Raw genomic sequence first — 11,948 nt, forward strand, 5'->3', positions numbered from 1 at the left:
CTGGCCTTAAGCGATTATGGCTCAGGGTAATCGATTCTGGCGGGTGTTGCCTGGTTTTCTCAGTTAACGCCGGGAACAAATTGTTCGATAGCCCAGGCGACACCGTCTTCCGCGTTGGTTTTACTGATAAAGTTTGCCATCGCTTTAACCGGCTCGATGGCATTACCCATCGCCACGCCCACACCTGCGTACTCCAGCATAGCCATGTCGTTTTCCTGGTCACCAATCGCCATTACGTTTTCTGGTTGCAACTGCAGGCGCTCTGCCAGTGCCTGTAAACCGGCACCTTTGTTTACCCGTTTATCGAGTAATTCGAGGTAAAACGGCGCGCTTTTCAGGATGGTATAGCGGGATTTTGCTTCCTGAGGGATCCGGGTAATTGCTTCATCCAGCAATGCGGGCTCATCAATCATCATCAGTTTTGGAAAGCGAATAGCCGGGTCCATACGGTCAGCTTCGCAGAACTGCAACGGCATACCCGTCAGTGCGGCTTCATGCACGGTATAACGGCTGATATCCCGGTTGGCGGTATACAGAATGTGGTGATCGAGCGCATGAAAGTGAACACCCAGTTCGCGGGAAAGCCCTTCCAGATAACGGTAATCATCGTGACCCAGAGTAGTTTCAGCAACACATTCGCCACTGGCCGCTTTTTGCACTAATGCACCGTTGTAAGTTATGCAGTAGTCGCCTGCGGACTGCATATCCAGCTCTTCGAGGTAGCGTTTTACACCAATGTAGGGCCGGCCGGTTGCCAGCACAACCACCACGCCTTTTTCCCGGGCTGCACTAATGGCCCGGTGGACACCAGGGGTAATGACATTATCGGGGTTAAGCAGGGTGCCATCCATATCGATAGCAATCAGTTTTATCGCCATGACAGAAATCCATAATGGGTCAGGAAGGGCATCGTAACGCGACTTTGGTCACAAAAACAACGCAGAATAAACTCACTTTCGTGCAGAACAAAAAAGCCAGTGGTATTTCACACTGGCTTTTTCCGGCTAACCGGTCATCAGATATCGATATTCGCCGCTTTCAGGGCGTTTTCTTCGATAAAGGCGCGGCGTGGCTCTACCGCATCGCCCATCAGTGTTGTAAACAACTGGTCGGCGGCAACGGCGTCTTTCACTGTAACGCGCAACATGCGGCGGCTGTCCGGATCCATGGTGGTTTCCCACAGCTGTTCCGGGTTCATTTCGCCCAGACCTTTGTAACGCTGTACAGAAAGACCACGGCGTGACTCCTTCACCAACCAGTCCAGCGCCTGTTCAAAGCTGGAAACTGGCTGACGGCGCTCACCACGCTCAATGTAAGCCCCTTCTTCAATCAGACCGCGCAGTTTTTCGCCCAGCGTGAAGATACGCTTGTATTCCCCGCCCTGAACGAAGTCCTTGTCCAGAACATAGTCGGTATCCACACCGTGCGTACGCACCCGAACAACGGGTTCAAACAGAGAGAGTTCTGTGTTTTCGCGGATATCGAATTTCCAGATGCTGCCATGCTGCTCTTTCTCAGTCAGCTCAGCTACCAGCGAAGAAACCCAGCGGGTTACTTTTTGCTCGTCGGACAGGTCATCAGCCACCAATGTTGGGTGGTAAATTAACTCGCCCAACAATGCGCGGGGATAACGGCGCTCCATACGATGGATCATTTTCTGGGTACCGTTGAATTCGGCCACCAGTTTTTCCAGCGCTTCACCTGCCAGAGCCGGAGCACTGGCATTGGTGTGCAATGTGGCACCATCCAGCGCAATGGAAATCTGGTACTGATCCATGGCTTCATCATCTTTAATATATTGTTCTTGCTTGCCTTTTTTCACTTTATACAGTGGAGGCTGAGCAATAAAGACGTGCCCACGTTCAACGATTTCCGGCATCTGGCGATAGAAGAAAGTCAGCAGCAGTGTACGGATGTGCGAACCATCGACGTCAGCATCGGTCATGATAATGATGTTGTGGTAACGCAGTTTATCCGGGTTGTATTCATCGCGGCCGATGCCACAGCCCAGTGCGGTAATCAGTGTCGCCACTTCCTGAGAAGAGAGCATTTTGTCGAAACGCGCTTTTTCGACATTCAGGATTTTACCTTTCAGCGGCAAAATAGCCTGGTTCTTGCGGTTACGCCCCTGTTTTGCAGAGCCGCCCGCTGAGTCCCCTTCCACCAGGTAGAGTTCAGACAGAGCCGGGTCGCGCTCCTGGCAGTCTGCCAGTTTGCCCGGCAAACCAGCCAGGTCCAGCGCACCTTTACGGCGGGTCATTTCACGGGCACGACGCGCCGCTTCACGGGCACGTGCCGCATCAATAATCTTGCTGACAACGGTTTTGGCATCGCCCGGGTTTTCCTGCAGGTAATCAGCCAGACGCTCGTTCATCTGGGATTCCACAGCTGATTTCACTTCAGAAGAAACCAGTTTGTCTTTGGTCTGAGAAGAGAATTTCGGGTCCGGAACTTTTACTGAAACCACAGCAATCAGGCCTTCACGGGCATCATCACCCGTCGCGCTGATTTTCGCTTTTTTGCTGTAGCCTTCGTTATCCATATAGGTGTTCAGGGTACGCGTCATCGCCGCACGGAAACCGGCAAGGTGGGTACCGCCATCACGCTGAGGAATGTTGTTGGTAAAGCAGTAAATGTTTTCCTGGAAGCCATCGTTCCACTGCAGCGCGACTTCCACACCAATCCCGTCTTTTTCAGTAGAGAAATAGAACACATTCGGGTGGATAGGTGTTTTGTTCTTGTTGAGGTATTCAACAAAAGCTTTGATACCGCCTTCGTAATGGAAGTGGTCCTGCTTACCTTCAACACGCTTATCAATCAGGCGAATGGAAACACCAGAGTTCAGGAAGGAGAGTTCACGCAGGCGTTTTGCCAGAATTTCATATTCAAATTCAACCACATTGGTGAAGGTTTCCAGACTTGGCCAGAAACGCACCATGGTACCGGTTTTTTCGGTTTCCCCGGTAACGGCCAGTGGCGCAGTCGGCACACCATGCTGGTAAACCTGGTTGTGGACTTTGCCATCGCGACGAATCACCAGTTCCAGTTTCTGGGACAGGGCGTTAACTACCGACACACCCACGCCATGCAGACCACCGGAAACTTTATAGGAGTTGTCGTCGAACTTACCACCGGCATGCAGCACAGTCATGATAACTTCAGCGGCAGACACGCCTTCTTCCGGGTGAAGACCGGTAGGAATACCACGCCCGTCATCCTGAACGGAGACAGAGTTATCTTCGTGGATAGTGACAACGATATCTTTACAGTAGCCTGCGAGCGCTTCGTCGATAGCGTTATCCACGACCTCGAATACCATATGGTGCAGGCCGGTGCCGTCATCCGTGTCGCCGATATACATACCCGGGCGCTTACGCACCGCATCCAGCCCTTTCAGGACTTTGATACTGGAGGAGTCATAAGAATTCGACATCAACGTTTCTCGCTCATTTAAACTAAGTTAATCCGTTATTTTACCCTGATCCACAGCGAACATCCTGGAATTTTTATCCGCCATGTCCATCACATGTTCTGCGCTAATGGCACTCACAAAAACTTGTGACTGTGTGGCCTTCAAACGGCTGGCAAGTAAACCTCGCCGGCGGTCATCAAGCTCAGAAGCAAAATCATCTATTAAGTAGAGGCAGTGCCGCCCGCTACGCCGGGTGAGAAATTCACCTTGCGCCAGCCGCAGGGCACACATCAATAACTTTAACTGCCCTCTCGACAGGGTATCTTCCACTGGCGCGCCATCAGCACGAATGCGGAAATCTGCCTTGTGAGGGCCATGAGAGGTGTAGGTCAGCGCACGGTCGCGCTCAAAACTGCGTGCCAGCACCTCACTGTAAGGCGTCTCTTTTTCCCAGCCGCGCTGGAAAGAAAACGCCAGGTGAAACTCGGGTAAAAACTGGGCGCAGGTTTGTGCCATATCTTCGGCAATCGCTTCGCTGTACTGCGCCCGCCACTGGCTGATTTGTTCCGCCAGCGGAGCCAGTTCCTTATCCCAGGGGAGTAACTGGTTATAGTGCGTAACCTGGCGCAATGCGGCATTTCGTTGCCGGAGCAGGCGTTTAAGGTTGCTCCATGCATTGAAAAACGCCGGTTCATCATGGAAACAGCCCCAGTCGATAAACGCCCGGCGAAACTTCGGCCCGCCATTAAGCAGGGTGAAGCCTTCCGGAGTAATCAACTGCATGGGCATTAAGTGCGCCAGTTCAGCAACTTTATGCCCGTCCGTGCCATCAATTCTGACTTTGCTGTCGCCCTGGCGGTCTTTTGTCAGCCCAACGGCGATTTCCCGTGAATCCCCCTGTAACCGGCCATGCAGCACAAAATCTGGCTGGTCATGGCGAATCACCCGGCCGGTTTGCAGGCTACGAAACGCCCGCCCGTGCCCCAGGGTGTAAATCGCTTCCAGCACACTGGTTTTACCGCTGCCATTGGCACCGACCAGGAAATTAAAGCCGGGAGATAACAGGAGATCCGCGCTTTCTATATTACGGAAATCTTTGATAAGTAAACGAGACAGCGACATGATTAACGCATCACCCGGAGGTATTTGTTGCCGTTTTCCGGAAAATGGCTGGCTACCCACAACCAGTATAAACCGGGAATGGATAAACAACGGGCCTGAAGCGCCACTAAAAACCGGTGCTGAACGTGCCGGAATAACAAGTCAAATAACCCCAGGCTGATGACCCGCCTTACCCTGCCGCTGGTAAGGTTTCAGGTGGTAAATAAAACACACTAAAAATCAATTCATTGATTTCTATTTACTGGCTTACTGGCAAAGAGAAGGTGTTTGCACGCTTAACCTTCTCTCTTTAGCCATTTACCCAGTAGTTCTACAGGCGCATTGGCATAACAACGTATGCCGCGGTCTGGCTTGCTGCATCTTCAATTTGCACACTGGAAACAGAATCAGTAAGCAGGATACGCACATTTTCGCACTTCAGCACGTTAAGTACATCCAGCACGTAACTTACGTTGAAGCCGATTTCCATTTCTGTGCCTGCGTAGGTCACATCCAGAATCTCTTCCGCTTCTTCCTGTTCCGGGTTGTTGGCTGTAATTTTCAGTTGGTTCTCACTGACATACAGGCGAACACCACGGAATTTTTCATTGGAAAGAATGGCTGCGCGGGCAAAAGCCTGTTTTAACAAATCGCAACCCGCTTCCAGGGTTTTATCCGGGTTCTTCGGCAATACGCGGCGGTAATCCGGGAAACGGCCATCAACCAGTTTCGAAGTGAAAATGAAGTCACCAACATGGGCACGGATATTGTTGCTGCCAATTTGCACCTGCAACGGTGTATCGCCGCCATCCAGCATACGCATCAACTCAATAACGCCTTTGCGCGGTACTATTACAGAGTGAGCGGGCAGTGTTTGCCCAACTGGCATGGCACATACCGCCAGGCGGTGACCATCGGTTGCCACAGTACGCAGTTCTTCACCTTCGGTTTCAAACAGCATGCCGTTCAGGTAGTAGCGCACATCCTGATGAGCCATGGAAAATTGCGTGGCTTCGATCAGGCGTTTCATGGTGGCCTGCGGCAGTGTGAATTCCACTTCACTTTGCCAGTCATCGAGATTCGGGAAATCGGCGGCGGGCAATGTAGACAGCGAAAAACGGCTGCGCCCGGAACGCACCAGCATGCGGTCGCCTTCCAGCGTAACCGCGATTTCCGCACCTTCCGGCAGGCCCCGGCAAATATCAAAGAATTTACGGGCTGGCACCGTGGTTGCCCCCGGTTCATGAGGCTGAACCAGGCTAACACGAGCCACCATTTCCATTTCAAGGTCAGTACCAGTCAGCGACAGCGCCCCTTCCGTAACCTGCAACAGCAAGTTACCCAGGATAGGTAACGTCGGGCGACCACCTAAAGGACCGCTCACTTGTTGGAGCGGTTTTAATAAATGTTCACGTTCAACGGTAAATTTCATAGTGTCACGAAGATAGTGTTCTGATTAAATTGGAAAAATCTTCTTTGATGTCGTGACTCTCTTCACGCAACTGCTCGATTTTACGGCAGGCATGAAGCACAGTTGTATGGTCACGACCACCGAAGGCATCACCGATTTCCGGCAGACTGTGGTTGGTTAACTCTTTTGCCAGAGCCATTGCCATTTGCCGGGGACGCGCCACAGAGCGTGAACGCCGTTTGGACAGCAAATCGGCCACTTTGATCTTGTAGTACTCTGCCACTGTCTTTTGAATATTGTCGATAGTGACCAGTTTTTCCTGCAAGGCCAGTAAATCTCGCAGCGCTTCACGGACGAAATCAATAGTAATTGCCCGGCCAGTAAAATTGGCGTTAGCAATAACACGGTTCAGAGCCCCTTCCAGCTCACGCACATTTGAACGCAGGCGTTTGGCAATAAAGAAGGCCACTTCACCGGGCAGGCGAATATCGTTTTCATCTGCCTTTTTCATCAGGATTGCCACGCGGGTTTCCAGCTCTGGTGGCTCAATGGCAACCGTTAACCCCCAGCCGAAGCGGGATTTCAGACGATCTTCAACGCCATTGATCTCTTTCGGGTAACGATCTGACGTCAGGATGATCTGTTGGTTGCCTTCCAGCAGTGCGTTAAACGTATGGAAGAACTCTTCCTGTGAACGCTCTTTATTGGCAAAGAACTGGATATCATCGATAAGCAGAGCATCAACCGAGCGGTAATAACGCTTGAACTCTTCAATTGCGTTATTTTGCAACGCCTTAACCATATCCTGAACAAAACGCTCTGAGTGCATATACACCACTTTCGCATTGGGTTTACGCGCCACAATGCCATTGCCAACAGCGTGTAACAGGTGGGTTTTCCCTAAACCTGTACCGCCATAAAGGAAAAGTGGGTTATATGCGCCACCAGGGTTATCCGCCACCTGGCGGGCTGCAGCACGAGCCAGCTGGTTAGACTTACCTTCAACAAAGTTATCAAACGTATGTTTCAGGTTAACGTTAGAGCGGTAAGAAGGCTCAGCCGGTGCCGGGACGTTATCCCAACTGGGGCGCACGGGTACCGCCGCCGGACGTGGCGCAACGGCAGGCGCTGCTGCCGCAGAAGCGACAACAGGCTGAACAGCAGGACGGGCCCCTACTTCAAAGCGCAACTGGGGTGCATCTGCACCGCAGAAATCGTTTAACAATCCGTTGATATTATTCAGGTACTTATCCCGCACCCAGTCGAGCACAAAACGGTTTGGCGCATAAAGGGCCAGCGTGTTATCGCTCAGTTCCGCCTGTAGTGGACGTATCCACATGCTGAATTCTGTGGCGGGTAACTCATCCTGCAATCGGGCAAGACACTGCTGCCAAAGCGAAAGTGACACGGCGGACTCCACTCGAACAAAGTCGATAAATGACAAAGACTGATACATTCATGATTGTTGACACACGCCGACAGCCCTGATTCTGGGTAGCGTGCGAACCGCTATTCTGTTTGCGGTTTTCCCTTTTACAGGATCCCGATCCTGAGAAGGGACCGCGGATCATAGCGTAAAGTGGGCCAGAGATCTTCTGTTTCTCACAGTTTCTTCGTGATTTATCCACAGGCCCCTGTCTGACTGATCCAGTGTAATCGATCCCAGCTTAGTGGCGGCACTATTTCAGCCACAAATTGGAAAATTCAATGACCCGTAGCAAAATTTATCTTTAGTGATCTGATTAAAGATCCCTGTGATCCTTGCGCTTTATACCGGACCCCGTATAATTTGCGACCCGACGCGTCATCGCTCCGGTTTTTGTTGCAGGTAATTCGTTTGTTTTTCAAGCGAAAAGCTACTGTTACCTGTGTGCAATAAGGAAAGTGAATTGACTCTGGAGTGTACAATTATTACAATCCTGCCTCTTTATTTAGCCACACTGAGGCGTAAGTCGTTCGCAACTTGTCCGGGCATACGCAAAAGTAAGTGTTTTTTTTCCAAGCTTAGGTAGAAATCGCCATGAAACGCACTTTTCAACCGTCTGTACTGAAGCGCAACCGCTCTCACGGCTTCCGCGCTCGTATGGCAACTAAAAATGGTCGTCAGGTTCTGGCACGTCGTCGTGCTAAAGGCCGCGCTCGTCTGACCGTTTCTAAGTAATAGCTAACCCCTGAGTGGTTAAGCTCGCTTTTCCCAGGGAGTTACGTTTGTTAACTCCCAATCATTTCACTTTCGTCTTCCAGCAGCCACAACGGGCTGGCACGCCGCAAATCACCATCCTCGGCCGCCTGAATTCGCTGGGGCATCCCCGTATCGGTCTTACAGTCGCCAAAAAGAATGTTCGGCGCGCTCATGAGCGTAACCGTATCAAACGTTTGACGCGTGAAAGTTTCCGTTTACGTCAGCATGAACTGCCTTCCATGGATTTTGTGGTGGTAGCGAAACGCGGGATTGCCGACCTCGATAACCGTACGCTAATGGAAATACTGGAAAAGTTATGGCGCCGTCATTGTCGCCAGGCTCCCGGCTCCTGATAGGCCTGATAAAGGTCTATCAGCGCCTGATTAGTCCGCTTCTCGGGCCGCATTGTCGTTTCACACCAACCTGTTCGCAATACGGAATTGAGGCATTGCGCAGGTTTGGAGTAGTAAAAGGCAGTTGGTTGACAATAAAACGCGTATTAAAATGCCACCCTTTACACCCGGGTGGTGACGACCCCGTCCCGCCAGGACCTTTTGATACCAGAGAACACTAACGATGGATTCGCAACGCAATCTTCTTATCATCGCTTTGTTGTTCGTGTCTTTCATGATCTGGCAGGCCTGGGAGCAAGATAACGCTCCGCAGACCCAACAGACCACGCAGACTACGACTACCGCAGCGGGTAGCGCCGCCGACCAGGGCGTACCGGCCAGTGGCCAGGGAAAACTCATTACAGTTAAAACGGATGTCCTCTCTCTGACCATCAACACGCGTGGTGGTGATGTTGAGCAGGCGCTGCTGTTAACTTATCCCAAAGACCTTGGCTCCAACGAACCGTTCCAGTTGCTGGAAAGCACTCCTGATTTTATTTATCAGGCACAAAGTGGCTTAACCGGCCGCGATGGCCCGGATAACCCGGCTAATGGTGAACGTCCTCTGTACAATGTTGGGAGTGACAGCTTTGCTCTGGCTGACGGCCAGAATGAATTGTCTATTCCGATGACCTGGACCGATGCCGCAGGTAACGTTTTCACCAAAACCTTTGTTCTGAAACGGGGTTCATTTGCGGTGAAAGTGGATTACAGTGTGAAAAACGCCTCTGAGAAACCACTGGAACTCTCTGCATTTGGTCAGTTGAAACAATCTATCAACTTGCCAAAACACCGCGATACCGGCAGCAGCAACTTTGCTCTGCACACATTCCGCGGCGCGGCTTACTCCACGTCTGATGCGAAATACGAAAAATACAAATTCGATAAAATCGCAGATAACGAGAACCTGAACACCACATCTCAGGGCGGCTGGATTGCTATGTTGCAGCAATATTTTGCTACTGCATGGGTTCCGGACACCAAAGGCGTGAACACCTTCTCGACAGCTGATCTCGGCAATGGCGTTGCGGCAATTAACTATAAATCTGCACCGGTTGTTGTTCAGCCCGGCCAGACTGGCACACTGGGCAGCACCCTGTGGGTTGGCCCGGAAATTCAGGATAAAATGGCTGCAGTTGCACCGCACCTGGATTTAACTGTGGATTATGGCTGGTTGTGGTTTATCTCTCAGCCGTTGTTCAAACTGTTGAAATTTATCCACAGCTTCCTGGGTAACTGGGGCTTCTCCATCATCGTTATTACCTTTATCGTGCGTGGCATCATGTACCCGCTGACCAAAGCGCAGTACACCTCCATGGCGAAAATGCGTATGCTGCAGCCAAAAATTCAGGCAATGCGTGAGCGCCTTGGCGACGATAAGCAGCGTATCAGCCAGGAAATGATGGCGATGTACAAGGCAGAGAAAGTTAACCCGCTTGGTGGTTGCTTCCCGCTTGTTATTCAGATGCCTATCTTCCTGGCGCTGTACTACATGTTGATGGGTTCCGTTGAGCTGCGCCATGCGCCATTTGCTCTGTGGATCCACGACTTGTCAGCACAGGACCCGTACTACATTCTGCCTATCCTGATGGGCGTGACGATGTTCTTCATTCAGAAGATGTCACCGACCACAGTGACCGACCCGATGCAGCAGAAGATAATGACCTTTATGCCGGTCATCTTCACCGTCTTCTTCCTGTGGTTCCCGTCTGGTCTGGTGCTGTACTATATCGTCAGCAACCTGGTTACCATCATCCAGCAGCAATTGATTTACCGTGGGCTGGAAAAACGTGGTTTGCATAGCCGCGAAAAGAAAAAATCCTGATAAAATTTAGCGCAGGATAACAGCACCACAGAAGGCGGTCAGATGACCGCCTTCTTTATTTTTATGCCGTGCCACCACTGTTAACCAACAGGCTGGTGGGGAATAAACGAAACATCACAGAGAAAGACTTATGAGCCATAACGATACCATTGTTGCACAGGCAACGCCCCCAGGCCGGGGCGGTGTGGGTATTTTGCGGGTTTCCGGTAAACAAGCCCAGGACGTAGCCAAAATCGTGCTGGGTAAACTGCCAAAGCCCCGTTATGCCGATTATCTGCCTTTTCGCGATGTGGATAATTCACCACTGGATCAGGGTATTGCGCTGTGGTTTCCTGGCCCCAATTCGTTTACTGGCGAAGATGTTCTGGAACTGCAGGGCCACGGCGGCCCGGTTATTCTCGATTTACTACTGAAACGCGTTTTGACCATTCCCGGTGTGCGTATTGCCAGGCCGGGTGAGTTTTCAGAACGGGCATTTTTGAACGATAAACTGGATCTTGCCCAGGCGGAAGCCATTGCAGATTTGATTGATGCCAGTTCCGAACAGGCGGCCCGTTCTGCTGTCGGATCACTGCAAGGGGTGTTTTCCAGCCGGGTAAACCAACTGGTGGAAGCCCTGACGCATTTGCGTATTTATGTGGAAGCCGCCATTGATTTTCCGGATGAAGAAATTGATTTTCTGTCTGACGGGAAAATTGAAGCAGAATTAGCAGGAGTGATGAGCGACCTGGAGCAGGTTCGCCGTGAAGCGCGCCAGGGCAGCCTGTTGCGTGAAGGCATGAAAGTAGTGATTGCCGGGCGCCCCAATGCCGGTAAATCCAGCCTGTTAAATGCGCTGGCAGGGCGTGAAGCCGCTATCGTTACAGATATTGCCGGTACCACCCGCGATGTACTGCGTGAACATATCCATATTGATGGCATGCCGTTGCATATTATAGATACCGCCGGGCTGCGCGAAGCCAGTGACGAAGTAGAGCGTATTGGGATTGAGCGTGCATGGCAGGAAATCGAGCAGGCGGATCGTGTGCTGTTTATGGTCGACAGCACCACCACTGATGCCACAGACCCGGCACAAATCTGGCCCGATTTTATTGCCCGTTTGCCGGCACATTTGCCCATTACTGTAGTGCGTAATAAAGCTGATATCACCGGTGAAACAGCAGGCCTCACAGAAGTGAATGGTCACTCACTTATCCGGCTTTCTGCCCGCAATGGCGAAGGTGTGGATGTACTGCGCGACCACCTGAAACTCACAATGGGTTTCGATACCAGCACTGAAAGCGGTGGTTTTCTGGCTCGCCGCCGCCATTTGCAGGCTCTGGAAACCGCGGCTCAACACCTGGAGCAAGGGAAAGAACAGTTGCTTGGTGCCTGGGCGGGTGAGTTACTGGCAGAAGAGCTGCGCCTGGCACAGCAGGCATTAAGCGAAATTACCGGGGAATTCACTTCCGATGACCTGCTGGGCCGGATTTTTTCCAGCTTCTGTATCGGGAAGTAAAATAGTAAAACGCATCAAACCAAATCAAAACAACATTATGATTTTAAAATAATTTTGTTTTACCTGGTGGGAAGTGATTTGAAGGGTTTTGTCGATTCTTGCGCCACGTGTGCTCTACAGATAAATT

10 protein-coding genes are annotated in these 11,948 nt (G+C 51.3%); 5 read left to right on the plus strand and 5 right to left on the minus strand.

All coding sequences use genetic code 11. The features are described from left to right. Nucleotides 1–59: 59 nt before the first annotated feature. The 5 genes from yidA to dnaA all read right to left on the minus strand — a co-directional run bounded on the left by yidA (nucleotide 60) and on the right by dnaA (nucleotide 7,332). Nucleotides 60–878: a sugar-phosphatase gene (yidA, locus tag DES37_RS21135; RefSeq protein ID WP_036113953.1), complete on the minus strand. Its 819-nt coding sequence runs from the start codon at nucleotides 876–878 to the stop codon at nucleotides 60–62. A gap of 137 nt (nucleotides 879–1,015) precedes the next feature. Then, nucleotides 1,016–3,433, minus strand: a complete 2,418-nt coding sequence (gyrB, locus tag DES37_RS21140) for a DNA topoisomerase (ATP-hydrolyzing) subunit B (protein ID WP_110027783.1) — start codon at nucleotides 3,431–3,433, stop codon at nucleotides 1,016–1,018. Between the two features lie 27 nt (nucleotides 3,434–3,460). Further along, nucleotides 3,461–4,534, minus strand: a complete 1,074-nt coding sequence (gene recF / locus DES37_RS21145; RefSeq protein WP_110027823.1) for a DNA replication/repair protein RecF — start codon at nucleotides 4,532–4,534, stop codon at nucleotides 3,461–3,463. 310 nt (nucleotides 4,535–4,844) lie between these two features. Then, complete coding sequence (gene dnaN, locus DES37_RS21150; protein WP_064597262.1) at nucleotides 4,845–5,945, minus strand: DNA polymerase III subunit beta; 1,101 nt, start codon at nucleotides 5,943–5,945, stop codon at nucleotides 4,845–4,847. Nucleotides 5,946–5,949: 4 nt separating this feature from the next. Then, nucleotides 5,950–7,332 (minus strand): chromosomal replication initiator protein DnaA, encoded by a 1,383-nt coding sequence (gene dnaA, locus DES37_RS21155; protein ID WP_036113956.1) that lies wholly within the window; start codon nucleotides 7,330–7,332, stop codon nucleotides 5,950–5,952. A gap of 612 nt (nucleotides 7,333–7,944) precedes the next feature. On the opposite strand from dnaA, the gene rpmH reads away from it, so the two are divergent. From rpmH to mnmE, 5 genes are all read left to right on the plus strand, one after another. Beyond that, the gene (gene rpmH, locus DES37_RS21160) at nucleotides 7,945–8,085 is read left to right on the plus strand and encodes a 50S ribosomal protein L34 (RefSeq protein WP_000831330.1); all 141 of its coding nucleotides are present in this window, start codon (nucleotides 7,945–7,947) and stop codon (nucleotides 8,083–8,085) included. 14 nt (nucleotides 8,086–8,099) lie between these two features. Further along, nucleotides 8,100–8,459 (plus strand): ribonuclease P protein component, encoded by a 360-nt coding sequence (gene rnpA, locus DES37_RS21165; protein WP_036113957.1) that lies wholly within the window; start codon nucleotides 8,100–8,102, stop codon nucleotides 8,457–8,459. Then, nucleotides 8,423–8,680 carry a membrane protein insertion efficiency factor YidD gene (gene yidD / locus DES37_RS21170; RefSeq protein ID WP_072006999.1) on the plus strand — a complete coding sequence of 86 codons (258 nt, stop codon included), beginning with the start codon at nucleotides 8,423–8,425 and terminating at the stop codon, nucleotides 8,678–8,680. The genes rnpA and yidD overlap by 37 nt, the downstream gene beginning before the upstream one ends. Before the next feature lie 2 nt (nucleotides 8,681–8,682). Then, nucleotides 8,683–10,323 (plus strand): membrane protein insertase YidC, encoded by a 1,641-nt coding sequence (yidC, locus tag DES37_RS21175; protein WP_110027785.1) that lies wholly within the window; start codon nucleotides 8,683–8,685, stop codon nucleotides 10,321–10,323. Nucleotides 10,324–10,453: 130 nt separating this feature from the next. Next, nucleotides 10,454–11,821 (plus strand): tRNA uridine-5-carboxymethylaminomethyl(34) synthesis GTPase MnmE, encoded by a 1,368-nt coding sequence (gene mnmE, locus DES37_RS21180; RefSeq protein ID WP_110027787.1) that lies wholly within the window; start codon nucleotides 10,454–10,456, stop codon nucleotides 11,819–11,821. The last annotated feature ends 127 nt before the right edge of the window (nucleotides 11,822–11,948 follow it).

Origin of the sequence: Mangrovibacter plantisponsor (assembly GCF_003182475.1) — a bacterium.
Taxonomy (GTDB): domain Bacteria; phylum Pseudomonadota; class Gammaproteobacteria; order Enterobacterales; family Enterobacteriaceae; genus Mangrovibacter; species Mangrovibacter plantisponsor.

Bases quoted from the DNA above. Each gene is read 5' to 3' on its own strand.
- yidA (WP_036113953.1), bottom strand. From the start codon at position 878: ATGGCGATAAAACTGATTGCTATCGATATGGATGGCACCCTGCTTAAC.
- gyrB (WP_110027783.1), bottom strand. From the start codon at position 3,433: ATGTCGAATTCTTATGACTCCTCCAGTATCAAAGTCCTGAAAGGGCTG.
- recF (WP_110027823.1), bottom strand. From the start codon at position 4,534: ATGTCGCTGTCTCGTTTACTTATCAAAGATTTCCGTAATATAGAAAGC.
- dnaN (WP_064597262.1), bottom strand. From the start codon at position 5,945: ATGAAATTTACCGTTGAACGTGAACATTTATTAAAACCGCTCCAACAA.
- rpmH (WP_000831330.1), top strand. From the start codon at position 7,945: ATGAAACGCACTTTTCAACCGTCTGTACTGAAGCGCAACCGCTCTCAC.
- yidD (WP_072006999.1), top strand. From the start codon at position 8,423: ATGGCGCCGTCATTGTCGCCAGGCTCCCGGCTCCTGATAGGCCTGATA.
- yidC (WP_110027785.1), top strand. From the start codon at position 8,683: ATGGATTCGCAACGCAATCTTCTTATCATCGCTTTGTTGTTCGTGTCT.
- mnmE (WP_110027787.1), top strand. From the start codon at position 10,454: ATGAGCCATAACGATACCATTGTTGCACAGGCAACGCCCCCAGGCCGG.